Annotated in this window: 25 protein-coding genes; 6 read left to right on the plus strand and 19 right to left on the minus strand. The window is 68.6% G+C overall.

From position 1 onward, the window contains the following. Window position 1: 1 nt before the first annotated feature. Together ACLM5J_RS15615 and ACLM5J_RS15620 are read right to left on the minus strand one after the other, a co-directional pair. Window positions 2–418 (minus strand): SRPBCC family protein, encoded by a 417-nt coding sequence (locus tag ACLM5J_RS15615; RefSeq protein WP_413657386.1) that lies wholly within the window; start codon window positions 416–418, stop codon window positions 2–4. Between the two features lie 13 nt (window positions 419–431). Next, a complete protein-coding gene (locus tag ACLM5J_RS15620; protein WP_413657387.1) occupies window positions 432–1,322 on the minus strand; it encodes a phosphoribosylaminoimidazolesuccinocarboxamide synthase in 891 nt (296 codons plus the stop codon). 77 nt (window positions 1,323–1,399) lie between these two features. Here ACLM5J_RS15620 and ACLM5J_RS15625 point away from each other — a divergent pair, with 77 nt between their 5' ends. Next, complete coding sequence (locus ACLM5J_RS15625; RefSeq protein WP_413657388.1) at window positions 1,400–1,708, plus strand: antibiotic biosynthesis monooxygenase family protein; 309 nt, start codon at window positions 1,400–1,402, stop codon at window positions 1,706–1,708. Window positions 1,709–1,791: 83 nt separating this feature from the next. Here the strand turns inward: ACLM5J_RS15625 and ACLM5J_RS15630 are convergent, their stop codons facing one another. The 4 genes from ACLM5J_RS15630 to purD all read right to left on the minus strand — a co-directional run bounded on the left by ACLM5J_RS15630 (window position 1,792) and on the right by purD (window position 8,141). Further along, window positions 1,792–3,069, minus strand: a complete 1,278-nt coding sequence (locus ACLM5J_RS15630) for a hypothetical protein (protein WP_413657389.1) — start codon at window positions 3,067–3,069, stop codon at window positions 1,792–1,794. 133 nt (window positions 3,070–3,202) lie between these two features. Next, a complete protein-coding gene (locus ACLM5J_RS15635) occupies window positions 3,203–5,029 on the minus strand; it encodes a BCCT family transporter (protein WP_413657390.1) in 1,827 nt (608 codons plus the stop codon). Window positions 5,030–5,346: 317 nt separating this feature from the next. After that, window positions 5,347–6,765: an adenylosuccinate lyase gene (purB, locus tag ACLM5J_RS15640; protein ID WP_413657392.1), complete on the minus strand. Its 1,419-nt coding sequence runs from the start codon at window positions 6,763–6,765 to the stop codon at window positions 5,347–5,349. 86 nt (window positions 6,766–6,851) lie between these two features. Beyond that, entirely contained in the window at window positions 6,852–8,141 is a 1,290-nt protein-coding gene (gene purD / locus ACLM5J_RS15645) for a phosphoribosylamine--glycine ligase (protein ID WP_413657393.1), read from the minus strand. A gap of 120 nt (window positions 8,142–8,261) precedes the next feature. On the opposite strand from purD, the gene ACLM5J_RS15650 reads away from it, so the two are divergent. Then, window positions 8,262–8,939, plus strand: coding sequence for a metallophosphoesterase family protein (locus ACLM5J_RS15650; protein ID WP_413657394.1), 678 nt, complete (start codon window positions 8,262–8,264; stop codon window positions 8,937–8,939). Then, window positions 8,911–9,759, plus strand: coding sequence for a chromosome partitioning protein ParB (locus ACLM5J_RS15655; RefSeq protein ID WP_413657395.1), 849 nt, complete (start codon window positions 8,911–8,913; stop codon window positions 9,757–9,759). The genes ACLM5J_RS15650 and ACLM5J_RS15655 overlap by 29 nt, the downstream gene beginning before the upstream one ends. 13 nt (window positions 9,760–9,772) lie before the next feature. On the opposite strand, the gene ACLM5J_RS15660 is transcribed toward ACLM5J_RS15655, so the two are convergent. The 6 genes from ACLM5J_RS15660 to ACLM5J_RS15685 form a co-directional block, all read right to left on the minus strand. Continuing rightward, on the minus strand, window positions 9,773–11,044 hold the full coding sequence (locus ACLM5J_RS15660; protein ID WP_413657396.1) for an ABC transporter ATP-binding protein: 1,272 nt from the start codon (window positions 11,042–11,044) through the stop codon (window positions 9,773–9,775). Window positions 11,045–11,070: 26 nt separating this feature from the next. Next, window positions 11,071–11,907 (minus strand): carbohydrate ABC transporter permease, encoded by an 837-nt coding sequence (locus tag ACLM5J_RS15665; protein ID WP_413657397.1) that lies wholly within the window; start codon window positions 11,905–11,907, stop codon window positions 11,071–11,073. Next, a complete protein-coding gene (locus tag ACLM5J_RS15670; protein WP_413657399.1) occupies window positions 11,904–12,839 on the minus strand; it encodes a carbohydrate ABC transporter permease in 936 nt (311 codons plus the stop codon). Before ACLM5J_RS15670 ends, ACLM5J_RS15665 begins: the two co-directional genes overlap by 4 nt. Continuing rightward, a complete protein-coding gene (locus tag ACLM5J_RS15675) occupies window positions 12,836–14,092 on the minus strand; it encodes an ABC transporter substrate-binding protein (RefSeq protein WP_413657400.1) in 1,257 nt (418 codons plus the stop codon). Before ACLM5J_RS15675 ends, ACLM5J_RS15670 begins: the two co-directional genes overlap by 4 nt. A gap of 113 nt (window positions 14,093–14,205) precedes the next feature. Next, window positions 14,206–15,882, minus strand: coding sequence for a glycoside hydrolase family 13 protein (locus ACLM5J_RS15680; RefSeq protein ID WP_413657402.1), 1,677 nt, complete (start codon window positions 15,880–15,882; stop codon window positions 14,206–14,208). Window positions 15,883–16,038: 156 nt separating this feature from the next. Further along, window positions 16,039–17,325, minus strand: coding sequence for an adenylosuccinate synthase (locus tag ACLM5J_RS15685; protein ID WP_413657403.1), 1,287 nt, complete (start codon window positions 17,323–17,325; stop codon window positions 16,039–16,041). 122 nt (window positions 17,326–17,447) lie between these two features. On the opposite strand from ACLM5J_RS15685, the gene ACLM5J_RS15690 reads away from it, so the two are divergent. Beyond that, window positions 17,448–18,356, plus strand: a complete 909-nt coding sequence (locus ACLM5J_RS15690) for a diacylglycerol/lipid kinase family protein (RefSeq protein ID WP_413657404.1) — start codon at window positions 17,448–17,450, stop codon at window positions 18,354–18,356. A 124-nt stretch (window positions 18,357–18,480) separates the two neighbouring features. Beyond that, window positions 18,481–20,163: a lysine--tRNA ligase gene (lysS, locus tag ACLM5J_RS15695; protein WP_413657405.1), complete on the plus strand. Its 1,683-nt coding sequence runs from the start codon at window positions 18,481–18,483 to the stop codon at window positions 20,161–20,163. 34 nt (window positions 20,164–20,197) lie between these two features. Here lysS and ACLM5J_RS15700 read toward each other — a convergent pair whose 3' ends face one another. Together ACLM5J_RS15700 and ACLM5J_RS15705 are read right to left on the minus strand one after the other, a co-directional pair. Continuing rightward, a complete protein-coding gene (locus tag ACLM5J_RS15700; RefSeq protein ID WP_413657406.1) occupies window positions 20,198–20,743 on the minus strand; it encodes a Uma2 family endonuclease in 546 nt (181 codons plus the stop codon). A 148-nt stretch (window positions 20,744–20,891) separates the two neighbouring features. After that, the gene (locus ACLM5J_RS15705) at window positions 20,892–21,308 is read right to left on the minus strand and encodes a DUF3151 domain-containing protein (RefSeq protein WP_413657407.1); all 417 of its coding nucleotides are present in this window, start codon (window positions 21,306–21,308) and stop codon (window positions 20,892–20,894) included. A 66-nt stretch (window positions 21,309–21,374) separates the two neighbouring features. Here ACLM5J_RS15705 and ACLM5J_RS15710 point away from each other — a divergent pair, with 66 nt between their 5' ends. Beyond that, window positions 21,375–21,917: a CG0192-related protein gene (locus ACLM5J_RS15710; protein ID WP_413657408.1), complete on the plus strand. Its 543-nt coding sequence runs from the start codon at window positions 21,375–21,377 to the stop codon at window positions 21,915–21,917. Here the strand turns inward: ACLM5J_RS15710 and ACLM5J_RS15715 are convergent. The 5 genes from ACLM5J_RS15715 to ACLM5J_RS15735 all read right to left on the minus strand — a co-directional run bounded on the left by ACLM5J_RS15715 (window position 21,864) and on the right by ACLM5J_RS15735 (window position 26,529). After that, window positions 21,864–22,631, minus strand: coding sequence for a TIGR02206 family membrane protein (locus tag ACLM5J_RS15715; RefSeq protein ID WP_413657410.1), 768 nt, complete (start codon window positions 22,629–22,631; stop codon window positions 21,864–21,866). The genes ACLM5J_RS15710 and ACLM5J_RS15715 overlap by 54 nt on opposite strands. Window positions 22,632–22,700: 69 nt before the next feature. Further along, window positions 22,701–23,195, minus strand: coding sequence for a SigE family RNA polymerase sigma factor (locus ACLM5J_RS15720; RefSeq protein ID WP_413657411.1), 495 nt, complete (start codon window positions 23,193–23,195; stop codon window positions 22,701–22,703). Further along, window positions 23,192–23,788 (minus strand): hypothetical protein, encoded by a 597-nt coding sequence (locus ACLM5J_RS15725; protein WP_413657412.1) that lies wholly within the window; start codon window positions 23,786–23,788, stop codon window positions 23,192–23,194. The genes ACLM5J_RS15720 and ACLM5J_RS15725 overlap by 4 nt, the downstream gene beginning before the upstream one ends. Window positions 23,789–23,837: 49 nt before the next feature. Then, the gene (locus tag ACLM5J_RS15730) at window positions 23,838–25,394 is read right to left on the minus strand and encodes an AMP-binding protein (RefSeq protein WP_413657413.1); all 1,557 of its coding nucleotides are present in this window, start codon (window positions 25,392–25,394) and stop codon (window positions 23,838–23,840) included. A 4-nt stretch (window positions 25,395–25,398) separates the two neighbouring features. Continuing rightward, window positions 25,399–26,529: a DUF5938 domain-containing protein gene (locus ACLM5J_RS15735; RefSeq protein WP_413657414.1), complete on the minus strand. Its 1,131-nt coding sequence runs from the start codon at window positions 26,527–26,529 to the stop codon at window positions 25,399–25,401.

A 26,529-nucleotide genomic window follows, 5' to 3' on the forward strand; every position in this document is an offset into this window, starting at 1 on the left:
CTCACATTGAGCAGAGGGTGGCGGCGCGACGTAGATCGGCAGCCACCGCTCCCGGAGCGAGTCGGCCCGCGATCCAGACCGCCGGTCGCCACCAGGAGGAGCCGGTCAGATCCATCCGCGGCGTGACGTCGGTGCCGCCGTCACGCGGGGTGAAGGCGAGCTCCAGGGTGGCCGAGACACCACGCCAATGCCCGACCTCGGCCCACCGCACTCCCGGCTCGTAGACCGTCGTCGACATCCGCGGCCGCAACCCCGGCCAGGTGACGTCGACCCACTCCGCGTTGGGGCCGTCGACCGGGTCGGAGATCGGCACCACCGAGCGCAGGCTGGACTGCCACTCCGGTCGCCGGGCCGGGTCGCTGAGGTAGTCGAAGGCAGCCTGCGGCGAGCACCGGAAGTGGATCGCCGGAAGGCTCATCGACGCCCCCGGCTCAGAAACGCAGACCGGTGAGGGTCTCGTAGGCCTCGACGTACTTGGCGCGGGTCAACGCGACGACGTCGTCGGGCAGCGTCGGGGGCGCCTCGCCGGACGCCTTGTCCCAACCCGAGGCCGGAGAGGTCAGCCAGTTGCGCACGATCTGCTTGTCGTAGGAGGCCTGGATCTGACCGGGCGCCCACTCCGCGGCCGGCCAGAAGCGCGAGGAGTCCGGGGTCAGCACCTCGTCGGCGAGCACGATCGTGCCGTCGGCGCGCGCACCGAACTCGAACTTGGTGTCGGCCAGGATGATCCCGCGCTCGCGGGCCATCTCCTCGGCGCGGCCGTAGATGTCGAGGGTCGCGGTCCGCAACGCCTCGGCGACCTCGGTCCCGACGACGTCGACCACCGCCTCGAAGGAGACGTTCTCGTCGTGGTCACCGACGGCAGCCTTGGCGGCCGGGGTGAAGATCGGCGCGGGCAGCCGGGAGGCGTCGATCAGGCCGGGCGGCAGCTCGACACCGCAGACGGCACCGGTGGCCTGGTAGTCGACGAGGCCGGAGCCGGTCAGGTAGCCACGGGCGACACACTCCACCGGGAACATCTCGAGAGATTCACAGATCACCGCGCGGCCGCGGACGGCGTCCGGGACGTCGAGGGAGACCACGTGGTTCTCGACCCCGAGTTGCTCGAACCACCACAGCGACATCCGGGTAAGGATCTCGCCCTTGTCCGGGATGGTGCTCTCCAGCACGTAGTCGTAGGCACTGATCCGGTCGCTGGCGACCATCAGCAGGCGGCCCGCGTGCTCGCCGACGTCGACCCGGTACAGGTCACGTACCTTGCCCGAGTGCAGGTGGGTCGTTCCTGCGATCGCAGGAGCCGCCGGAATGTTGAGATCGCCCATGGTCCGAGCCTATCCAGCGGCCACCGGCCGCGCCGCTGGGGGCAGCCGCGAGTGGCACAGGTCGCTAGGCTGCTGGCATGCCCGTCGTAAAGATCAACGCCATCTCTGTTCCTCCGCAGGCACACGCTGAGCTGGAGCGCCGCTTCGCGGCCCGCGCCGGCAGCGTCGAGAACGCACCCGGTTTCCTCGGCTTCCAACTGCTCCGCCCGACCGCGGGCGACGACCGCTACTTCGTGGTCACGCAGTGGACCGATGAGGACTCCTTCGCCGCCTGGCGGGACGGCGACGCCCGCGCCGCGCACGCTGGCGAGCACGGCAAGCCGGTCGCCTCGGGCGCACAACTGCTGGAGTTCGACGTCGTGCTCGACGTCCGCCCCGGCGCCTGACCAGCCACACGAACGAAGACGAGCCGCGTCCCTGAGGGGGAACGCGGCTCGTCGTCATTTCCACGGCTGCTGCCGTGGCACGCTCAGGTGCAGAGCAACGGGATCGGAATGATGCAGATCGGCAGAGTCGGCAGATCACCGAAGAGTCCGTCGAGGATCGACTCGACCAGACCGACGACGGTGGTGACCAGCGTGGTGATCAGGCTGGCGTCGATCGGGCCGGGCAAGGTGAAGCTGCCGCCGCCGAGGCTGGTCAGCTGAGCCACCACCTGGCCGATCAGCTCGGCCACCACGGCCGGGCTGGCGCTACCGGACATCAGCGCCGTGATCTGCTCGACCGAGAACTGTCCGCCCAACAGGCTGAGCAGGGCCGTCGGGTCGTTGGAGAGACCGTTGAAGCCGGCCAACAGTGCGGAGAGGGCGTTGGCGTCGAAGGCGTTCGCGAACTGAGCCGGGATCAGCGCGGTGATCAGCGCCTGCAGTTCGGCGAGGTTGAAGGCGCCCCCACCCGAACCCGCAGCACCGGCCAGCAGGCCGAGCAGCGCGCCGACCTGGTTCGGGTCGAGCAGGCCGGTCAAGGCGTCGAGGCCCGTGCTGAAGAGCTCGAAGAATGCAGCCGGGTCGGTCGGCATCGGGAAGCTGCTACCGGCCAGCGAGCTGAACTGGCTGAACATCTCCGTGAAGAGGCTGACCAGGACGGCCGGGTCGGCGGAGCCGGAGAGCAGCGCGATCACCTGGTTGGGCGAGAGCGCGCCGCCCAGCAGTTCACTGATCACGGCCGGGTCGAGGGAGCTGGAGTTGAATCCACCGAGGATGTCGGTGAGGGTCGCCGGGCTGAGCGCCGGGAGTGCCGAACCCTGACCGAGGAGAGCGACCAGGCCCTGCAACTGGTTGGCGTCGAGCCCGGTTCCGCTGACACCGCCGACCTGCGAGCCGGTGGCCTTGCTCAGCAGCGCGAGCAGTTCACCGAAGCCCGCCGCCTTCTTGTCGACCGGACGGTCGGCGCACTTGGCGTTCTTGGTCTTCACAGCCTTGGCGAGGGAGGCCTTCTTGGTCTTCAGGGCCTTCTTCTTCGCGGCGAGAACGCGCTTGGCCTTCTTGACCTTCTTCGCCTTCTTGGCCTTGTTGAGCTTGGCCTTCTTCGCCTTCTTCAGCTGCTTCTTGGCCTTGGTGACCGCGGTGTTGGCCGTCTTCACTGCCTTCTTCTGCTTGGCCACAGCAGAGTTGGCGGACGCACACGCCGCCGGATCCGCGGGCTCCGCGTTGGCTGCTCCCGCCGTCGAGAGCAGCGGTACCGCCGCCACTCCGAACGTGAGCGCCATCATCACGATGCCCACAAGAACACGCTTCACAGCGTTCATATCCTGGCTCCTCCCCAGATGCAGATTCCCCGACATCATCAGCGGGTTCCGCCGGCTCTGGGGAGAGGAACCGGCCAGGTGTGGCCGGTCGGAGCCAGCAGATGGCCCATCTGGGCCATCTGCCGGCTCGAACTCACACGGTGCTGCTCGGGGCGCCGTCCGCGGCTGGGCCGCTCGGCTCGGTGCCGTTGACCGACGGCGTCTCCGCCGGGTCGGCAGGCACCACCGGGTTGGTGAGCGAGGTGCCGTTCTCGTCGTGGATGATCGCGATCGCGAACTCGTCGCCGTGCTCCTCGACACCCGCGACGACGGCCGCCTGGACCCGGTCCAGGGCGTAGGCCCGGCGGACCATCAGCGGGTCCTTGCGCAGGTCCTTGACCAGCGCCACGGCGATACCGATCATCACCAACAGGAACGGCAGCGCCGCGATGATGGTGATGTTCTGTAGGCCTTGGAGGGCATCGTTCTCGCCCTCCTTGCTGGACTTGGAGCCGACCACCAGCATGATCGCGGCGACCGCACCGGTGGCCGCGCCCCAGAAGACGACGTTGAGCCGCTTGGGTTCGAGCGCACCGCGCTCCGAGAGCGAACCCATCACGATCGAGGCGGCGTCCGCGCCGGAGACGAAGAAGATCGCGACCAGGACCATCACCAGGATGCTGGTGACCTGAGCGATCGGGTACTGGTCGAGCAGCTCGAAGAGCTTGCCGGTGGTGGAGGTACCCAGGTCGGTGCCGTTGTTGGCCTCGAAGATCGCCGCGCCGCCGAAGATCGCGAACCAGAGCAGGCTGACCACGCTCGGCACCAGCAGCACGCCGGTGACGAACTGGCGGATGGTGCGGCCCCGCGAGATGCGGGCGATGAACATGCCGACGAACGGCGTCCAGGAGACCCACCAGGCCCAGTAGAAGACGGTCCAGCCACGCAGCCATTCGGCGGTCGCCTCGCCCTCGGCTCCGGTACGGCCCGCCATCGTGCCGAACTGGCCGACGTACTCACCCATCGAGGTGGGCACCATGTTCAACATGAAGATGGTCGGTCCCGCGACGAAGACGAAGAGCGCGAGGACCAGGGCCAGCACCATGTTGATGTTGGAGAGGTACTGAATGCCGCGCGAGACACCCGAGACCGCGGAGATGATGAAGCAGATGGTGAGCACCACGATCACCATCACCAGCAGGGTGTTGGTGACTTCGCTGGCGCCGCTGACGATCTGGTAGCCCTCAGCGATCTGCAGGGCGCCGAGACCGAGCGAGGCAGCCGAGCCGAAGAGGGTCGCGAAGATGGCGAGCATGTCGATGACCTTGCCGATCGGACCATCGGCACGCTTGCCGAGGATCGGACGGAAGATCGCGCTGATCAGCTGGACCCGGCCCTTGCGGTACATGCCGTAGGCGACCGCCAGGCCGACCACGCAGTAGATCGCCCAGGGGTGCAGGGTCCAGTGGAAGAGGGTCTGTGCCATGGCGACCTCGGCGGCCCGGTCCGGGTCGGTACCCGGGATGCCGTTCACGAAGTATCCGTGCGGCTCCGCCGAGCCCCAGAACATCAGGCCGATACCCATACCGGCGCTGAACATCATCGCCACCCAGGACGACGTCCGGAACTCTGGTTCCTCGTCGTCGCGGCCGAGCGGGATCTGGCCGAAGCGGCCGAGCGCCAGCCAGAGCACGAAGACGACGAAGCCGGACGACGCCACCACGAAGAGCCAGCCGGTGTTGTCGACGACCCAGTCGAGGGCCTTCGTGGACCAGTTGAGCAGGCCTTCGGTGTCGGCGGCTCCCCAGATCAGGAAGGCGATCGCGAATCCGGCCGTGACCCCGAAGACGATGGGGTCGAAACGGCCGCGCTGCTTGGTCTCATCGATGGGCGGGAAGTCGAGAGCGGGGTGCCGCTTGGTGCGCGCCTTAAGCAGAGTGCGGGCTTGATGGGAGGGACTGGACTTTGCTTTGTCAGCCATGGAATTCGGTAGGCCGTCTGGGCCTTCCCCCTTAGAAATTGAGCGGATACAACCACTCGACTCAACCAAGGCGCGGTCTAGTCCGCAACTCCTGACCTGCAAAAACGCCCCAAACTGGGGCTTTAATGCGCCTATTTCCGCGATTCCTGAGCATTTCTCCGGTGACTCTTGTCACCATCCACCGGCAGTTCCCGCGACATCTCCTACGCCCCTACGCCCGAGCTTCGGATACCACTCGCGTACTGCCGACGAAACAGGGAACCAGGAGACGCAGAAGGCCCGAACCAAGGTGGTCCGGGCCTTCGGTCGAGCAACGATCAGAGGATCGAGCCAGGGTTGTACGCAGCTGCTTCGGGGTACTTCGCGGCAACGGCCTCGACTTGGCGGAGGACGGCCTGCACCTGGTCGACCGCGGCACCGGTGAAGGTGATCGGGTCCGCGACCAGGGCGTCGATCTGGTCGCGGGTGAGGCCCAGACGCTCGTCGGCGGCCAGCTTGGCGAAGACGTCGTTCTCCACCTGGCCCTGGCGCATCGCCAACGCGGTGCCCACCGCCGCCTCCTTGATCGCCTCGTGCGCGACCTCGCGGCCGACGCCGTTGCGCACCGTGCTCATCAGCACCTTGGTGGTGGCCAGGAACGGCAGGTAGCGGTCCAGCTCGCGCTGGATCACGGCAGGGAAGGCACCGAACTCGTCGAGCACGGTGAGGAAGGTCTGGAAGAGACCGTCGACGGCGAAGAAGGCGTCCGGCAGAGCGACCCGGCGGACCACGGAGCAGGAGACGTCGCCTTCGTTCCACTGGTCGCCGGCGAGCTCGCCGACCATCGACAGGTAGCCACGGGTGATCACGGCAAGCCCGTTGACCCGCTCGCAGGAGCGGGTGTTCATCTTGTGCGGCATCGCGGAGGAGCCGACCTGGCCCTCCTTGAACCCCTCGGTGACCAGCTCGATGCCGGCCATCAGCCGGATCGTGGTGGCCAGGTTCGACGGTCCGGCGGTGAGCTGAACCAGCGCGGAGAGCACGTCGAAGTCGAGCGAACGAGGGTAGACCTGGCCGACCGACGTGAGCACGTTGTCGAAGCCGAGGTGCGCGGCGACCCGGCTCTCCAGGTCGGCCAGCTTCGCGCCGTCACCGTCGAGCAGGTCGAGCATGTCCTGCGCGGTGCCGACCGGACCCTTGATGCCGCGCAGCGGGTAGCGGGCGATGAGCTCCTCGACGCGACGCAGGCTGACCAGCATCTCGTCGGCGATCGTCGCGAACCGCTTCCCCAGCGTGGTGGCCTGGGCCGCCACGTTGTGCGAACGACCGGCCATCACGGTGGCCTCGTGCTCCGCGGCCAGGCGGCCGAGGCGGGCCAGGGTGGAGACCGCACGGTCACGGACCAGCGCCAGGCTGGAGAGCACCTGCAGCTGCTCGACGTTCTCGGTGAGGTCGCGCGAGGTCATCCCCTTGTGGATGTGCTCGTGACCGGCGAGCGCGCAGAACTCCTCGATCCGCGCCTTCACGTCGTGGCGGGTGACCCGCTCACGGGCGGCGATGGAGCCGAGGTCGACCTGGTCGATCACAGCCTCGTAGGCCTCGATGACGCCGTCCGGGATCTCGATGCCGAGGTCCTTCTGCGCCTTCATCACGGCGATCCAGAGCTGACGCTCCAGCACGATCTTGTGCTCGGGCGACCAGATCGCGGCGAGGTCGGCGGCGGCGTAGCGCGTGGCCAGCACGTTGGGGACGGTCATGGTGAGTCCTTCTTCGGTGGGTTGTTCTTCGCGGACGTCATCCGCTCCGTGGAGGCGGGTACTCGCAACGTATGACGTCCCGGGCGTCAGCCGAGCAGCGAGCCGCCCTCGATCACGCCGAGTGGCTCGGCGGCGATGTCGGAGCGACGCTGCTGACCAGCGAACGAGATCAGATCTGCGGCGGCATAGGCGCGGGCCCGAGCATCCTCGACGTCGTAGCCGACGGCGCGCACGGCCAGCACCCGGCCGCCCGCGGTGACCAGGTGCTCGTGGTCCTCGTCCGGTCCGGCGGGCCGGATGGCGGTGCCGGCGTGGATGACGTCGACGTCGTTGACGCCGTTGGCAGCGCCGACGCCGCTGATCACGTCGCCCTTGGACGACGATTCGGGGTAGCCCGCCGACGCGAGCACGACGGTGACCGCGGCGCCGTCGGCGAAGGTGGGCGCGGCGACCGAGCTCAGGTCGCCGTCCGCCGCAGCCTTCAGCAGACCGCCGAGACCGGAGGTCAGCAGTGCCAGCACCGGCTGGATGTCCGGGTCGCCGAAACGGGCGTTGAACTCGATGACGCGCGGTCCGTCGGCGGTGAGCGCGAGCCCGACATAGAGGCAGCCGCGGTACTCCGCGCCGCGCTTGCGCATCTCGGCCAACGTCGGGTCGACCACCTGCGCGAGGACGGTCTCGGTGAGGTCGGCCGGTGCCCACGGCAGTGGCGAGTAGGAGCCCATGCCGCCGGTGTTGGCACCCTGGCCACCGTCGAAGATCCGCTTGAAGTCCTGAGCGGGCTGCAGTGCGTATCCGCGGGTGCCGTCGCAGATCACGAAGACGGAGCACTCGGGGCCGTTGAGGAACTCCTCGACGACGACCCGGCCACAGGCCTGCGCGTGCGCCAACGCCTCGGCGCGGTCGAGGGTCACCACGACGCCCTTGCCGGCAGCCAGCGCATCGTCCTTGACGACGTAGGGGGCGCCGAACGCATCGAACGCGGCCTCGTACTCCTCGGTCGTGGTGCAGGTGCGGGAGCCGGCGGTGGGCACACCCGCGGCGGCCATCACCTCCTTGGAGAAGGCCTTAGACCCCTCCAGCAGAGCAGCCCCTTCACGCGGACCGAAGCAGCTGATCCCGGCATCGGCGACGACGTCGGCCACACCGGCCACCAGCGGAGCCTCCGGGCCGATCACGACCAGATCGGCACCCAGGCTGAGGGCAAGGTCGCGGACCGCAGCGCCGTCCATGATGTCGACGGCGTGCAGGGTGGCCACCTGAGCGATACCGGGGTTGCCCGGGGCAGCGTGCACCTCGCTGACGGCAGGGTCGCGGGAGAGGGCCAACGCCAGAGCGTGTTCGCGGCCACCGGTACCGATCACGAGGGTCTTCACGTGCCGAGATTCTATCTGCCCGCGGCCGCGGCCCGAACCAGCGCTCATTCCCGCCGAGGGGATAGTGCTGCGCCCTCGACACCCTGGCGGCGGTGACGAAGCCGACCTACTCTCGAAGACGTGGTCCGGGTACTCGCCATCGCCGATGAGGAGGCGCCTGCGCTGACGCCCGAGCGGATCAGCATCCTGGACGTCGACCTGGTGCTCGCTGCCGGCGACCTGCCGTGGGCCTACCTCGAGTACGTGGCCTGCGCCAGCGACCGCCCGCTGGTCTTCGTGCCCGGCAACCACGACCCCGAGATCTCCCCGGGGCACCTCAACCGCAACGGGATGTGGGTGCACCACGGGATGCCCACTGCGGAGCCCCGCCCCATCGGCGGGCTGAACGCCGACCTGCACGTGGTCGAGGCGGCCGGCCTGCGGATCGCCGGGCTCGGCGGCTGCGTGCGGTACCGCTCCGGACCCCACCAGTACGACCAGCGCGAGTACGCGCGACGGGCGCACCGCCTGCTCCGCGCGGCCAGGCACGAGTCGGTCGACATCCTGCTCACCCACGCGCCGCCGTCCGGGCTCGGGGACGGCGACGACCCGCCGCACCACGGGATCAAGGCGCTGCACGAGGTGATCGACGCGCTCTCCCCCACCTGGCACCTGCACGGGCACATCCATCCGCACGGCCAGCCGCAGCCGGACCGCGCGCTGCCACCCACCTCGATCGCCAATGTGATCCCCTACCGCGTCCTCGACGTCGACCCGAAGGAGGGCGGCGATGTACAACAGCGGCTCGCCGCGCGCTGACGCCGAGGCCGACTTCCTGCGCGCCCGGCGCCAGCAGGTGCTGAGCTCGATCGCCGGTCGCTTCCGCGCCACCGACGACCTGACCTCACTGCTCTCCTTCGACGAGGTCGTCACCGCGCTCGGATACCGCGGCGAGAAGCGGCTCGGCAGGCTGGTGATCCCGCTGGAGCGGGTCGTCGGCACCGTCGACAAGTCGCGCGACTTCGACCGCGCGTTCCGCCCCACCTCCGGACGCGCACGCAGCCGCTGGGAGCGGATCTCGCAGGCTTTGCGGCGCGGCGAGGACGTGCCGCCGATCGACGTCTACAAGCTCGGCGACCTCTACTTCGTGCGCGACGGGCACCACCGCGTCTCGGTCGCCAAGTCCTTGGGACTCGACCTGATCGAGGCCGACGTCACCGAGATCCGCACCGAGATCTCGCCGAAGGGGATCAGCGTGCGCGGTGACCTCGACCGTCGGCACTGGCGCCGGATCTTCCTGGAGCGCGTGCCGCTGCCTCCGGCAGCGGCAGCCGAGTTCGACGTCGCCGACCCGCACTCCTACCACCGGCTCGCCGAGCTCGTGGAGGCATGGTCGGCGCGGCGGATGCACACCGAGCAGCACTACCTGAATCGCACCGAGTGCGCCGAGCTCTGGTACGGCGAGGAGTACCTCCCGGTCCGCGAGCTGATCGAGGACGCCGGCCTTGGGCGCGCCGACGAGCTCGCCGCCGACACCTATCTGCGGGTGGCGGCCGAGCGCTACGAACTGACCCGCGAGCACACCTGGGACGTCGACGTCCTCGACGAGCTGGCGCGGCGCGGAAGACGGCGCGGCTGACCTCCCCTGCGGGTCAGCCCTCCTCGCCCACCACCGGATCCACCGCTGCGCGGTGCGACGCCTGGCCGTTCGCTGCCCCGCTCGCACTCGCGGCGCCCTGGTCGCCCGCCCTGGACTGGTCGGCGACGCGGGCCGTGAGGTTCACTCCCGTCTCCACGTCGAAGACCTGCATCCTGCTGGTGTCGATCACCAGGCTGGCGCGGTGTCCGGGTGCCACCCGCGAGTCGGCCGAGAGTCGTGCGGTGACCTGGGTCCCCGAGCCCTGCATGTCCTGGCCGACGTCCTTGGCGAGCTCATCGAGGTCGGCCGCGCGCGCGGATCCGCCGACGGTGAAGTAGGCGTAGACGTCGGAGCCCATCGACTCCACCAGGTCGATACCGACCTCGACCTTCGTCCCGGGCGCGTCCCCGGCCACCGCCGCGTCCTCGAAGTGCTCGGGGCGAAGGCCGACGATCACCTCCTTGCCGTTCGCGGCCTCAACGGCACGGCGCACCTGGTCCGGCATCTCGATCCGGCCGAGGCCAGAGTCGAGGGTGCCGCCCTCGATGGTGGCGGGCAGGAAGTTCATCGATGGGCTGCCGATGAAGCCGGCGACGAACAGGTTGGCCGGGCTCTGGTAGAGCTCGGTCGGGCTGCCGACCTGCTGCACCACGCCACCGCGCATCACCACCACCCGATCGCCGAGGGTCATCGCCTCGGTCTGGTCGTGGGTGACGTAGACGGTGGTGGTGCCCAGGGTCTTCTGGATCCGCGAGACCTGGGTGCGCATCTGCACCCGGAGCTTCGCGTCCAGGTTGGAGAGCGGCTCATCCATCAGGAACGCCTTGGGGCTACGCACGATCGCCCGCCCCATCGCCACCCGTTGGCGCTGACCGCCGGAGAGGTTGGCGGGCTTGCGGCTCAGGTGCTGGGTGAGCTCCAGCATCTCGGCGGCCTCGTGCACCTTCTGCTTGATCGTCGCCTTGTCGACTTTTGCCAGCACCAACGGGAAGGCCATGTTCTCCTCGACCGTCATGTGCGGGTAGAGCGCGTAGGACTGGAAGACCATCGCGATGTCACGGTCCTTGGGTGCCCGATCGTTGACCCGGGTGCCGTCGATCAGCAGGTCACCGGTGGTGATGTCCTCCAGCCCGGCGATCATGTTGAGCGTGGTCGACTTCCCGCAGCCCGACGGCCCGACCAGGATGATGAACTCGCCGTCGGCGATGGTCAGGTTGAAGTCCTCGACGGCGAGGGCGCCGTCCGGGTAACGCTTGACGACGTTGTTGAGAACGATCTCGGCCATGGCGCTTTCCCTTTCAGGTCAGGGCGTCAGCCCTTGACCGCTCCCGAAGTGAGACCGGCGACGATCCGGCGCTGGAAGAACAGAACGAAGATGACGATGGGGATGGTGATGACCACCGCTGCCGCTGCGATCGCTGCGAACGGCTTCTCGAACGTGGTGGCGCCGGTGAAGTACGACATCGCCGCCGGCACCGTGCGCGCGTTGTTGGTCGACGTCAGCGAGATCGCGAAGAGGAAGTCGTTCCAACAGGCGATGAAGACCAGGATCGCCGTGGTGAAGACGCCCGGCATCGCGAGCGGGGCGATCACCTTGCGGAACGCCTGGTACGGCGTCGCGCCGTCCATCTTGGCGGCCTTCTCCAGCTCCCACGGGATCTCTCGGAAGAATGCCGAGAGGGTGTAGATCGCCAACGGGAGCGCGAAGGTGATGTACGGCAGGATCAGGCCGAGCCAGGTGTCGAAGATGCCGACGGCGGTCTCGATCTTGAACAGCGGCGTGACCAGCGCGATCTGCGGGAACATCGAGATCAGCAGGCTGACCGCGACGATCGTGCGCTTGCCCGGGAAGTCGAGGCGAGCGATCGCATAGGCGGCCATGGTGCCGAAGAGCAGCGCCACGAAGGTGGAGATCAAACAGATGCCGATCGAGTTGATCAACGCCCGGACGAAGTCGTCGTTGTCGAAGATCTGCCGGTACGCGTCGCCGGTGTAACCCTTGGAGGGCAGGTAGCTGCCGTCGTTGACGTCCTTCTTGAACGACAGCGAGACGATCCAGATCACCGGCACGAACGCGTAGATCAGCACCACCAGGTTGACGAGCCCCCAGCCGACCTTGCGCCCGGCCGTCTCGGTCTGCGCAGTCATCGCGACTCCCCTTCCCCGGGCGCTGCTGCCCCGAAGAGCTTGATGAAGATGAAGGCGATCAGGGCGATCGTGAGGAAGATCAGCACCGCCATCGTGGAGCCGATGCCGAGGTTGAGGCCGCGGATCAGGTTGTTATAGGTCAGCATCGAGACCGACGAGGTGCCGTTGGCGCCGCTGGTCAGCACGTAGATGTTGTCGAAGATCCGGAACGCATCCAGGGTGCGGAAGAGCAGCGCGACCAGGATCGACGGCTTGATCAGGGGCACCGTCACCTTCCAGAACCGCTGCCAGGCATTGGCGCCGTCCATCGAGGCCGCCTTGAGCAGGTCCTCGGGCACCAGCGCCAGGCCCGCCATCAGCAGCAGCGCCATGAACGGCACCGTCTTCCAGACCTCGGCCAGGATGATGATCGCCACCGACGGCCACTTCTCGGTGAGCGGAGCGTCACCGAACGGACCCCAGCCCGCCAGGTAGCCGATCCCCTCGCTCCAGGCGAAGCGCCAGGAGAACGCCGCCACCACGGTGACGATCGCGTACGGCACCAGCGCCGAGGTGCGGACCAGCCCGCGCCCGATGATCGTGCGGTGCATGACGATCGCCAGCATCATGCCGAAGACCAGCTCCAGGGCAGCGCCGACGACCGTCATCAACATGGTGATCGAGAAGGCCTCCCACCAGATCGGACTGCTCAACACCGTGACGTAGTTGCCGAAACCGACGAACTCGTTGTCGTCCGGGGTGCGGAGGTCGGCTCGGAAGAAGGAGAGGTAGAAGGCGTAGAGGATCGGGTAGGCGGTGACGACCAGCATGATGGTCACCGCCGGCGCGCAGAGCATCATGCCCAGGCGGCGCTCCTGGCGCTTGCCCTCGCTGTGCCGATCCTGGGCGATCCGGGTGCCCTCGGCGGCTTGCGCCGGGTGGGTGATGCTCACGGCAGGATCCCCTTTCCGTCCAAGGCGTCCTGGATCGCGCTCTTGAGGTCGTCGGTGGTGGAGCCGGGATCGATGTCACGGGGCGGCGACATGGTGTTCGACAGCACCGTGGAGATGTTCTGGTAGAGCGGCGTCACCGGCCGCGGGACCGCGGTGTCGAGCTCTTTGAGCATCTCCGCGTACATCGGATAGACCTTCCGGAACTCCGGGTCCTCGTAGATGCTCTTCATCACCGGCGGCTCGCCGGAGTCGATCGCCACCGCCAACTGCGCCTTCTCGTCACGCAGGCACATCGCGGCGTCGAAGGTCTCTTCGGGATGCTTGCTGTACTCGCTGATGGCGAAGTTCATTCCGCCCAGCGTCGCCCGCGGCGGCTCGCCGTCGGCGAAGGACGGCAGGATCGCCCAGCCTAGGTCCTCGGCGACCTCGGGGGCCGCGCCCCGCATCGCGCTGAGCACGTAGGGCCAGTTGATGATCATCGCCGCCTCGCCGTTCTGCAACTGGGCGAAGACCTCCGGCTCCTGACTGTTGGAGAGCGAGGCGCTCGCGGCGTCACTGCGCGCAAAGTCACGCAGGATCTGCAACGCCTGCGTGGTGGTGTCGTCGATCGTCACCTCGGTGCTGTCCTCGTTGACGATCGTGCCGCCGAGCGAGGAGAGGATCGTGTTGAAGGCGACGACGTAGCCCTCGTACTGTGCCGCCGTCAGCCCCACCTTGTGCGGCTTGCCCTCCTGCTCGAGCTGATCGGCGATCTCGCGGACCTCGTCCCAGGTGGTGGGCGCCTCCGGGACCAGCGACTTGCGGTACCAGAGCAGCTGCACGTTGGTGTGCTTGGGGATCGCGTAGAGCTTGTCCTGCCAGGTGGCCGTCCGGATCGGTGCGTCGAGGACATCCTCGGTGGCCGCCTCGGCCTGCTCCGGGGTCAGCTCCCGGATCCAGCCCGCTTCGGCGAACTCGGCCGTCCAGGTGACGTCGAGGCCGAGCAGATCCATCTGGTCGTCCTTGGCCGCCAGCCGACGGACCAGTTGCTCGCGTTGACCGTCCGCGTCGGAGGGAAGAAGGTTCCCCTTGATCTCATACTCGCCGTTCGCCCGCTTGTTGCAGTCGGCGATCACCTTGTCGAACCCGGCTGCCGAGGCGAAGCCATAGAGGTTGATCACCGGCGGCCCGCCGTCGTCGCCACCGCAGGCGACCAGGGTGGAGCCGACCAGCACTGCGGCTGCCGCCGCACTGATCGTTCGTCGTGGACTCACGTGCACCTCCCGTGCCCAGCCCGAACCGGACAGACTGTGGCGTGCATCACAGTCAGGATTTGAAGTTAGCCCTGTTCGGATTGACGCGCAACCACCAGGTGCGGGACGGAAGGTCAGTCGTTGCTGAGCCACACCGTGACGTCGCGCGGCACCGTGCCGTCCTGACCGAGCTCGGCGCTGGAGGCCAGAACCCTTGCCGCGTTGGGGATCCGCACCCCGTCGGAGCCGACGTTGGCGAGCACCGCGACCGCTCCTCGGGGTGTCGTGACGGTGAAGCGCAGCACCTCGGCGTCGTCGGCGAGTTCCTCCGGCCAGGAGAGCACCCCCTGGCCCAGCGACCAGTCGTGGCGCAGTGCCAGCAGCGCCCGGTAGAGCTCGAGCGTCGAGTCGGCAGCGCCCTGCTGCCGGTCGACCGCGAGCTCCGCGTAGACCTTGGGCTGCGGCAGCCAGGTGCTCGCGCTCGGGCCGAAGCCGCAGCCGGGGCTGGCGCCCTCCCACGGGATCGGCACCCGGCAGCCGTCACGGCCCAGCTCGCGCCCGCCGGTGCGGGCGAAGGTCGGGTCCTGGCGGGCTTCGTCGGGCAGCTCGGTCGCATCCGGCAGCCCCAGCTCCTCACCCTGGTAGAGATAGGCCGAGCCCGGCAGGGCGAGCATCACCATCGTCGCGGCACGCGCCCGACGCACCCCCAACAGCCGATCCGGTTGCGGATCGGCCGCACCGATCCCCGGGGCCGAGACCGGGCCGGGGCGTTGCGGGTAGCCGAGCCGGGTGGCGTGGCGGACGACGTCATGGTTCGACAGCACCCAGGTCGTCGGGGCGCCGACCGACGCGGTGGCGGCCAGCGAGGCGGTGATCGCGGCCCGTTGATCGGGCGCCAGCCACGGCGTCATCAGGTAGTCGAAGTTGAAGGTCTGGTGCAGTTCGTCGGCGCGCACGTAGCGGGCGAGCCGCTCGGCCGGCGTCACCCAGGCCTCCCCTACCAGCACCCGATCGCCGTCATACTCCTCGACCACGTTGCGCCACCGCCGGTAGACGTCGTGCACCTCATCGCGGTCCCACATCGGCATCAGGTCCGTGCGCGAGAGGTGACGATCGAGGCTGTGGTCCTCGTCCGGCAGCCCCGCCGCCTTCACCAGACCATGCGCGACATCGATCCGGAATCCGTCGACGCCGCGGTCCAGCCAGAACCGGATCACCGACTCCATCTCGTCACCGACCTCGGGGTTCGACCAGTCGAAGTCGGGCTGGCTGACGTCGAAGAGGTGGAGGTACCACTGGCCCGGGGTGCCATCGGCTTCGATGATCCGTTCCCAGGCCGGGCCGCCGAAGAGGCTCTGCCAGTTGTTCGGCGGCTCGTCGCCGCGCTCTCCGCGCCCGTCGCGGAAGAGGTAGCGCGCCCGCTCCGGGCTTCCTGGCGGGCTGGCCAACGCCGCCTGGAACCAGGCGTGCTCCGACGACGAGTGGTTGGGCACCAGGTCCACGATCACCCGCAGCCCGAGCCGATGCGCCTTGTCCAGCAGGGCATCCGCGTCGGCGAGGGTGCCGAAGAGCGGGTCGACGTCGCGGTAGTCGGCGACGTCGTAACCGGCATCGTTCTGCGGCGAGGTGTAGAACGGCGAGATCCACAACGCGTCGACGCCGAGCGCCGCGAGGTGGTCGAGCCGAGCGGTGATCCCAGGCAGGTCGCCGACGCCGTCGCCGTCCGCGTCGGCCCAGCTGCGCGGGTAGATCTGATAGATGACCGCATCGCGCCACCAGTGCGTGGCCACTTCCGAGTTAGCTCCGCTCACGAACCCCACTATGCCCTCCGCCCGAGGGATCACCAATGGCCGCCGAGGGCGCACAAATAGCAGGTGAGGGCGCACAAGTTGTGCGCCCTCACCTGCTATTCGTGCACCGTCAGGAGCTATTACTGCACCCTCGGCGGCTATCTGTGAGCCCTCGGATCAGGCGGGGTTGACCACCAGGGTCTGCTCGCGACCCGGGCCGACACCGACGCCCCAGAACTTCGCGCCGCTCATCTCTTCGAGCGCCTTCACGTAGACCTGCGCGTTCTTCGGCAGCTCCTCGAAGGTGCGGCACCCGGAGATGTCGGTCTTCCAACCCTCGAAGTACTCGTAGATCGGCTTCGCCCGCTCGAACTCGGGCTGCGTCATCGGCATCTCGTCGTGGCGGACGCCGTCGATCTCATAGGCGACACAGACCGGGATCCGCTCCCACGAGTCGAGGACATCGAGCTTGGTCAGGAAGAACTCGGTCAAGCCGTTGACCCGGCTGGCGTAACGCGCGATCACCGCGTCGTACCAACCACAACGACGGGTGCGACCGGTGGAGACACCGATCTCACCGCCGATCCGCTGCAGGTTCTCGCCATCGGCGTCGAAGAGCTCGGTCGGGAACGGACCGGAGCCCACACGAGTGGTGTACGCCTTGATCACGCCGATCACCCGATCGATCCGGGTCGGACCGACACCGGCGCCGGTGCACACGCCGCCGGCGACCGGGTTGGACGACGTCACGAACGGGTAGGTGCCGTGGTCGACGTCGAGCAGCGTGGCCTGGGCACCCTCGAAGAGCACCGTCTTGCCGGCGTCGAGCGCGTTGTTCAGCAGCAACGAGGTGTCCGCCACCATCGGCCGGAGCCGGTCCACGTACTGGGTGAGCTCCTCGACCACCGCATCGACCTCGATCGCGCGGCGGTTGTAGACCTTGGTCAGGATGTGGTTGCGGATGTCGAGGGCGGCGTCGATCTTGGCCCGCAGCACCTCTTCGTCGAAGAGGTCGGCGATCCGGATACCGACACGGTTCACCTTGTCCGCGTAGGCCGGGCCGATGCCGCGGCCGGTGGTGCCGATCTGGTTCTTGCCCAGGAACCGCTCACTCACCTTGTCGATGGTGGTGTGGTAGCTGGCGATCACGTGCGCGTTCGAGCTGACCACCAGGTCCGCGACCTCGACGCCGCGCGCGATCAGACCGTCGAGCTCACGGAAGAGCGCCTCGGGCGAGACCACGACGCCGTTGGCGATCACGCTGGTAGCGCCGGGCGTCAGGATGCCGCTCGGCAACAGGTGGGTGGCGTACTTCTCGCCGTTCACCACGATGGTGTGGCCGGCGTTGTGCCCGCCGCTCGTACGTACCACGTAGTCGATCGAGCTGGACGTGGCGAGCAGATCGGTCGCCTTGCCCTTGCCTTCATCGCCCCACTGGGCACCGAGCACGATAATTCCGGGCATTGGGTGTCACCCCTCAAGAACGGGAACAGCCCCGGTGCAATGCACTGGGGCTCTTGCGCCCAAACGCTACCACCTCGCAGCGTCGTCCCCAGATTCCTCGTTGCAGCTGGCAGGCTCTGCGCATGGCCCGACTCCTGGTGATCACCAACCCGAGCGCTGGTGGCGATGAGACAGCTCTCGGCACCGCACTCGAGGCGCTGCGCAAGGGGGCCGAGGTAGAGGTCGCCGAGACCTCCAGCCCGGATGAACTCGACGACGTCCTGGCGGTTCGCGACGGGCGGACAGTGGTCGTCGCGGGCGGCGACGGCAGCCTGCACGCGATCGTCGCGGCGTTGCATCGACGGGGCGAACTCGGCGACGCGACGGTGGGCCTGATCCCGTTGGGCACCGGCAACGACTTCGCCCGCGGCACCGGCGTCCCCCTGGAACCGGCCGAGGCCGCGCAGGCGATCCTGGACGGCGCTCCGCAGCCCACCGACATCCTGCTCGACGGCGACGACGAGGTGGTCGCCAACCACGTCCACCTGGGCATCTCCGCGGACGCCGGCCGCAAGGGCGCCGACGCCAAGTCGGTGCTGGGCAAGGTGGGGCTCGGCAAGCTCGGCTACCCGATCGGAGCGCTACGAGCCTCGATCCATCCGAAGGTCACCCGGGTCCGGGTCGAGGTCGACGGACGCGAGGTGAACCCGGCCCAGCGGGCGGTCCTCATGGTCTCGGTGGGGATCGGCCCCGACGTGGGCGGCGGCACCACGCTGACCCCGGACGCGAAGCCGGACGACGGCCGGGCCGACGTGATGATCTCGCGAGCGATCAGTTGGCGGGCCCGGATCGGCTACGCCATCCGACTCGGCCGCGGCGAGCACACCGAGCGCGACGACGTGGTCACCGTCCGGGGCAACCGGATCGTGGTCAGCGGCGAGAAGTTCTGGACCAGCGCGGACGGCGAACTCGGCGGCCCTTATCGCAACCAGAGCTGGACCGTGGTCCCCGGCGCGTACCGCCTGCTGCGTCGCCCCACCGATCGTCCCTGACGTTCTGGTTGCTCCCGACGGCGTGTCGACAGCCACTTCGTGAGGGACGATCGGGAGGTAAGGGCGGTCGGACGGTAGCGTTGGCCGCAGATAGCGAGCACGACGGAAGAGGACGCAGCACCCCATGGCACGAGGCAACCGTGACGGCAACCAGCAGCCCCCCACCGACTGGGTGACCCGTGCCGCGGATGAAGCGATCCGGCACGCCGGCGGCGCCGAGGCCGTGGCCGCCGGCGCTCAGGTGACCTGCGCCTCCGGCGCCTCGCCGTCCGGCCCCGTCCACCTGGGCAACCTGCGCGAGTTCCTGACCGTCCACTTCGTCGCCGACGAGCTGCGCCGCCGCGGTGTCAACGTGCGGCACCTGCACAGCTGGGACGACTACGACCGGTTCCGCAAGGTCCCGGCAGGCGTCCCCGCCGAGTGGGCCGAGCACATCGGCCGCCCGCTCTCCGCGGTGCCGGACCCGTGGGGCTGCCACGACTCCTGGGCCACCCACTTCAAGGCTCCGCTCCAGGCCGCTCTCGCCGAGATGGGCGTGGAGATGGTCGAGGTCTCCCAGACCGAGCAGTACCGGGCCGGTACCTACCGCGAGCAGGTACTGCACGCGGTCAAGCACCGTCGCGAGCTGGACGCCGTCCTGGAGAAGTACCGGACCAAGAAGGGCGACGCCGAGACTGCCGATGAGGAGGCCGAGCAGGCGCCGGAGGACCTCAGCAGGTTCCCCTACAAGCCGTACTGCCGCAGCTGCGGTCGCGACACCGTCGACATCACCTCCTACGACGAGACCACCACCGACCTCGCCTACACCTGCCGCGAGTGCGGCGAGTCGCACGTGACGAACGTGGCAACCGAGGACGAGGGCAAGCTGGTCTGGAAGATCGACTGGCCGATGCGATGGGCCTTCGAGGGCGTCGACTTCGAGCCGGGCGGGGCCGACCACGCCACGCCGGGCTCCTCCTACACCGTCGGCAAGGAGGTGGCTCCGCACTTCGGCGCGGTCGCTCCGTCCTTCGTGGCTTACGGATTCGTCGGTTTCGCCGGCATGCAGAAGATGTCGTCGTCAGCCGGTGGCGTGCCGACGGCGACGGACGCGCTGCGGGTGCTTGAGCCCGCCATCCTGCGCTGGCTCTACGTGCGCCGCGCCCCGAAGCAGACCTTCGACATCGACTTCGGCCCCGAGGTGGTGCGCCTCTACGACGAGTGGGATGCGCTCGCCAAGAAGGCCACCGACCCGGCCAAGCGCGACGTCGCGGTGCTCGCCTACGAGCGCGCCGCCGCGACCGCCGTCGCGCCGTTGCCGACCAGCGCCGTCCAGGTCCCGTTCCGGACCTTGTCGTCGGTCGCCGACGTCACGGCCGGTGCGGACACGCTGATCTCCGAGGTGATCGGTCACGTCGGCTTCCCGCACGAGTCGGTGGCCGATCTCCAGCCCCGGTTGGCGAAGGCGATGCAGTGGACCGCTGAATTCGTTCCGGCCGAGGAACGCACCACGGTCCGCGAGAGCGCCGACGTCGAGCGGCTGGCGGCGCTCTCGGAGCAGGAGCGTCAGTGGCTGGACCTGCTGCTCAGCAACCTGCCCGACGACCTGACCCAGGAGAGCGCGACCACCGTCGTCTACGGCGTCCCGAAGCTGGCCCGCGGGTTCAGCCTGGAGGAGAAGCCGAACGACGAGGTCAAGGCCGACCAGAAGGCGTTCTTCAAGCTGCTCTACAACCTGCTCGTCGACGCCGATCGCGGGCCGCGCCTGCCGACGCTGGTGGTGGCTCTCGGTTCCGACAAGCTGCGCAGCCTCCTCAATGTGAGCTGAGCGCGGCAATTCGCGGCGGAACTGAACGCTCAGCTCACATTGAGGCGAGTTGAGCGGCTGAGACGGTGACCGGGAACGGCGCGGACGCCGTCCAACTCTCGGGACCGGCGATCGACGCGACGGCCTGATACTCGCCATCCCGCAGCTCCCAGGCGGTCAGCGACACCTCGTCGTCGGGGTCGACGATCCAGTACGACGCGACGCCGGTGCGTTCGTAGAGCCGCTTCTTGCGGACCAGGTCGCGACCGCGGGTCGTCGGCGAGAGGATCTCGACCACCAACCGTGGCGCAGCCTCCAGACCGTATTCGTCAGCGAGCGCCGGATCGAAGACCACAAGGTCCGGCACCACGACCGACCGCTCCTCGAGCGCGACATCGAAGGGCGCGAAGAGCACCAACAACTCCGACGGACAGGCAGCACGGAGCTGGGTGAAAAGATTCGCCGCGATCACCTGATGGCGCGTGCGCGGCGAAGGCGACATCACGATCTCACCCTCGATGAGCTCGTAGCGGTTGCCGTCGTCGGGCATCCGATCGAGGTCGTCGCGGGTATGCCCCGGGCCGAGCGTGGGCGTGGTCATGCTGCCCATCGTGCAGCACCTCCTGACGATGTGGGAACCCTTGAAATCTCATGGTCCCCAGAGTTGTCACCCCGGTGACAACCTCACCAGCAGCGCCGTGCGGCCTGTGCGGAACCCGACCGCACGTGCGCTGTGGAGAGCGACAGGCTCAGGCGTCGAGCAGCTCGTCAGCTGCGGTGGCGCTGGTCTCGCGCAGGAAGGTGGAGCAGCGCTCCCACTCGTCTGTCTCGCCGATCGCGCGGGCGGCCTTGGCCAGCAGCGCGAGGCAGGTCAGGAAGCCACGGTTGGACTCGTGCTCCCACGGCACCGGGCCGTGGCCCTTCCAGCCGTTGCGGCGCAGCATGTCGAGGCTGCGGTGATAGCCGACGCGGGAGTACGCGTAGACGGTGACGTCGTCAGCGCCCTGCTCGACGGCCTGCTCGGCCAGCGCGGCCCAAGCAGCCGGCGAGGCCGGGTGGTTGCGGACGACAGCGGCCGGGGCGGAACCGCCGTCCAGTTCGGCGACTGCCGGGTCGACGGGGAGGTTCGTGGGCGGAGGACCCGCCATCAGGTCAGTGAAGCTCATGGCCCCATTGTGCCCGGATCACCTAGCGCCTGCTCACCGCAGGCACCAGCCTCCTAGGCTGGGAGCATGGCCGTCCTGCATCGCGCACAGATCTCGCCCACCAAGCTCGAGCTGGTCACCGCCTGGCTCGACCAACAGCCGTGGGGCGGTAGCGGCGAGGTGGAGCTGATCGGTGGCTACCGCTTCGACGACCCGGACGGCGAGGTCGGCATCGAGTCGCTGCTCGCACGGCGCGGCGACCTGATCGCCCAGCTCCCGGTGACCTACCGCGGCGCCCCGCTCGACGGCGCCGAGGAGTACCTGATCACCACGATGGAGCACTCCGCGCTCGGCAAGCGGTGGATCTATGCCGCGACCGGCGACCCGGTCGCGATGGCCTGTTTCGCCCGCGCCCTGACCGGCGAGCAGCAGCAGGCCGAGGTCGAGGTGCACCACGCCGACGGCCGGGTCGAGCAGATCGAGCCGCCGGTACGGGTCCGGCTTGAGGGCACCACCACCAGCACCGAGGTCCGGTTCAGCACCGACCTGGCCACCCCGGTCACCGGTGCGGCCCGGCTAGTCGCCAGCTGGGCGGGCGGCGAGGACGCCGTCGTCGCCGCTGCCGGCTGACCGGCTCCGCGCCGCAGCCGACCGGCTCCGTGCGACGCACGCCGCCACCATCAGCGCCCAGACGCCGATCACGATCCCGACCTCCAGCACCACGTACGAGGGCCACGGCCCGAGGTAGTCGAGGACGGAGGCGTTGTTCGGCTTGCCGTTCAGATAGCCGTAGTTGGTCCCGACGATCGCGTTGAAGACCATCACCGCGATCGCCCAGGTCGAGGTCAGTGCCACCGCGATCCGGAACTCGCGCCAGCCCGGCACGATGCCCAGCCCCCAGACCAGGTAGACCGCCGACCAGACGATCAGCCAGTGCATCGCCCAGAACATCGCGAACCGCGGCTCGGCCCAGCCCGAGGCGAGATCCGGGGTCAGCATCCCCTGCAGGGTCAGAGTGAGCCCCCACAACCAGTTGACGCCGGCAGCCCACCGCTTGCGGCTCCACAACGCGTAGCAGCCCAGCACCCAGGCGAAGTCGCAGATCTGCAACGGGAGCGAGGTGTCGAGGTCCCACTCCGACGGCGTGAACTGGAGGATCTGCATCGGCACCGTGACCAGCGGGATCACCAGCGCGAACGCCCGGGAGAACCACACCTCGCGCCCGGTCCCCCGCTGACGCCGTCCGCACCAGACCAGCGGCACGCAGACCACGAGGAAGATCAGCAACATCGTCAGGTGAACCGGTCCGAAGGTGGTGAACCGGGTGCTTTCGTCTGCCCACATGGCTCCAGCCTGACGTCGCGACGTCAGCGCCGCCTGAGCGCCGATACTCAGCGGTGCTCAGGTAGCGACTCAGCTGGGGACGTCGGCAAGTACCGCGCGCAGGGCGGCAAGGCCGCGCGACGAGTGACTCTTGACCGTCCCCTCACTGATCCCGAGTTCGTCGGCCGTCTCCGCGACGCTGAGGTCGAGCCAGTGGCGCAGCACCACCACGCGACGCTGCATCAGCGGAAGTCGTTGCAGGGCCTCGAAGAGTGGAGTCCGTTCCTCGACTCCGGGCGACTCGACGACCGGGGTGTCGGGTAGGTCCACGGCCGCCTGTTCGCGGCGCCACGGGCGCCGGGTCTCGTCGATCCTGGCCCGCACCAGGATCCGCCGTACGAACGCCTCCTCGGCACCCTGGCGCCGGATCTTCGGCCACGACAGGTAGGCCTTCTCCAACGCCGTCTGCACCAGGTCGTCGGCCATCGCCCAGTCCCCGCACAAGGAGTAGGCGATCCGGCGCAGATGCGGTCGACGGTCCCGGACGAACTCCTCGAAGGTCCGGTCGCGCTCGGAGCTTCTCAACGGTCACCGGTGTTCTGCTCCGACAGCGCGCCCGAGGTGGCGATCCTCTTGTCTCCCTTGGTCCCGCCGCCCTTCAACTGCTGACCGAACTCGGCCAACGCGCCCGCGGCGTCGCGCTTGGCCACCACCCCGCCATCGGCACCCACCGCGAGGTAGAGGCTCTTGCCGCCGCCGAGGCCGACCTCGTACGTGGGCGTATCGGTGCCCGGCACGGTGCCCTGGTCGACGACCTTGAGCGCGTCAGGCAGGCTCAGTTCGCCGGTCTCGCGGTTGATCGTCAACCGCTGCAGGTCATTGATGCTCAACTCGAGTTCGGTGGCTCGGTCCACCGGGGCCAGGGTGGTCAACGCCGACGTCGGGGTGAGGGCCTGCACCTGCGCCTCGCTGCTCTGCTCGGGGTCACCCTCGCCCACCACAGACGGTGCCACCACCGCCAGCACCGAGACCGCGGCCACCACACCCAACGCACCGGTGAACCGGCGCCGGCGCAGGGTCCGGCGTCCGGCCGCCAGCGGCGCGCCCACCGGGTCCGCGACGGCGGGCCCGTCACCGAACGAGGCGTCGATCTCGTTGCGCCAGTTGATGGTCTCCATGTGTGTCTCCCAGGTTCGGTGTCGATCCAACACCTAGAAGACGGAAACCTCAGCGGTTCGCGTTGTCCGGCGCCGCGATGAGTTCGGCCTTGATCTCGGTCTTGAGCACCTTGCCCACCTTGGAGCGCGGCAGATCGGGCCACACCTCGATCTGTTTGGGCGCCTTCACGCTGCCGATCCGCTCCTTGACGAACGCCGTCAGCTCAGCGATATCGATCTCGGCGCCGGGCCGGGCCAGCAGGACCGCCGTCACCCGCTCGCCCCACTTCTCGTCCGGCAGCCCGATCACCGCGCAGTCGGCCACCGCCGGGTGCGCCATCAGCGCCTGTTCGACCTCGGTGGAGTAGACGTTGAAGCCGCCGGTGATCACCATGTCCTTGGCCCGGTCGACGATGTGCAGGAACCCTTCACCATCGAGGAATCCGATGTCGCCGGTGTGGTGCCAGCCGTGCGCTGAGGCCTCCGCGGTCGCCTCCGGGTTCTTGTAATACCCGCGCATCACCAGTGAGCCGCGCACCACGATCTCGCCGCGTTCCCCTGCTGGGACAAGGGATCCGGCCTCATCCATGATCGCCACCTGGACCAGCGGTGCCGGGCGCCCCGCCGAGGAGAGCCGCTCGATCGCGACCGTGCCATCGGCATGGAAGTGGTCGGCGGGCGGCATCATCGCGATCATCATCGGCGCCTCGGTCTGGCCGAAGAGCTGCGCCATCACCGGGCCGATCCTGTGCAACGCCTCCTGCAGCCGGCTGGTCGACATCGGGGCCGCGCCGTACCAGAAACACTGCAGCGAACTGAGGTCCGTGCTGGGCAACGCCGGATGGTCGAGCACCAGGTAGATCAGGGTCGGCGGCAGGAACGTGTGCGTCACTCGGTGCTCGGCGACCGCACTCAGGAAGCCGCCCACGTCCGGGGTCCGCAGCACCACGATCGCCCCGCCGAGCGCCAGCACCGGGAAGCACAGCACCCCCGCGGCATGCGTCAACGGTGCCAGAGCCAAGTAGGTGGGACGATCACCGCGCTCCGGCCAGGGGTAGCCGATCAGGGTGAGCGCGGTCATCGCCTCCAGGTTGGCGCCGGTGAGCATCACGCCCTTGGGACGGCCAGTCGTCCCGCCAGTACCAACGATCATCGCCAGGTCGTCGTCGCCGGGAAGGTCGACGGCAACCTCTCCGGACGCCAGGAACTCCGGCCAGGAGAGCGCCCCCTCCACCTCGGCGTCGAGGCAGACCAGGGTGCGCAACTTGGGCAGCCGCTCCTTGACGGCGGCGACCAGCGGCGCGTATCCGGACTGGAAGATCAACGTCTCGCAGTCGAAGAGGTCGAGCAGTTCTCGGTTCTCCTCGGCCTCGTTGCGCGGGTTGATCGGGCACCACACCGCACCTGCCGTGCTGATCCCGAAGACACAGGCGAAGGCGATCGGGTCGTTGGCCGAGAGCACTGCCACCTTGTCCCCCGGCAGCGTTCCCCCAGCAGCCAGAGCGGCAGCGATCCGACGGCTGAGCTCCTGCACCTCGCCGTAGCTGAGTACCTCGCCGTCGCAGACCAGACAGGGGGCGTCCGCGCCGAGCGAGGCGCCCTTGTCCAGGTAGTCGGCCAACCGCACGTCGTCAGCCCTCCACGGTCAGGACGGGCTCGGCGACCAGCCCGAAGGCGCGCAGCTGCCCGAGCAGTTCCCGGTGCCCGAACGCCTTGCAACCCGAGGCGAACCCGTAACGCAGCGGCGGCTGCTGAAGGAGCGAGTAGGCGGCATAGGCCTGCAGCAGCCCGGTCTGCTTGTAGTTCTGGTTCCCGTGGATCACGCAGTGCGCTCGACCCAGCGGTCCGGAGGCGTGCACCGAGTCGAGCGACTTGTTCAGCCGGGGGTTCTCCCGCGGCGGCATCTGGTTCATCACCTGGGCTGCGGTCGCCGTCAGCGCAGCGTCGCGATCGGCCTCGTTCATATCCTTGGTCGCCTCCAGCGCACCGGCGACGATCTGTGGCACCCCGTTCATCAACGCGGCGTTGAAGACGCCACCCTGCGCCTTGCAGTTCGCCACCCGCGGGTCGCGCCGGTACCAGACCGGGTGCGAGGTCCCGCCCCACGGCAACGACTGGGCGAGCTCGTGCTGGCCGGGGACCACCAGCGGCACCAGACCCTGGTTCGGGTCGAACTCGACGTAGGTGTTCTGTTGCAGATAGTGCGCCGACGACGTCGCCGCGTTGACCAGGATCGTCTCCGTGGAGGCGATCGTCGGCGACCCACCCCAGAAGACGGCGATGTCGAGGGTGTCCAGGCCGGGCTTCTCCAAGCAGAGCTCGGCCGCGATCTCACCTGTCGTGTACATCTGCGCGATGCCGGGGCTGAGCAGGAGTTGATTGGCCTCGAACGCCTTGCCGTACTGCTCATCACAGGTGATCAGCCAGTCCTGCTCACCGGTCGTGTCGAGATAGTGGGTACCAGCGGCGAGACACGCCTCCACCACCTGCGGACCGTACTTGCTGAACGGGCCGACGGTGTTGCAGACGACCGAGGCACCGGCGAACAGTTCAGCCAGGGCTTCGACCTCGTGGGCGACCTCGACGATCTCGTAGTCGGCGGTCTCGATGCCTGCGACGTTCGACTCCATCGAAGCCTTGAGCTTGTCGGCGCTGCGGCCGGCAGCCACGAACGGCACGTTGAACTCGCGCAGGTACTCACAGATCAACCGGCCGGTGTAGCCGGAGGCGCCGTAGACGACGACGGGCTTGGTGCTGGACAT

The organism is Nocardioides sp. Bht2 (genome assembly GCF_047308515.1).
Classification (GTDB): Bacteria; Actinomycetota; Actinomycetes; order Propionibacteriales; family Nocardioidaceae; genus Nocardioides.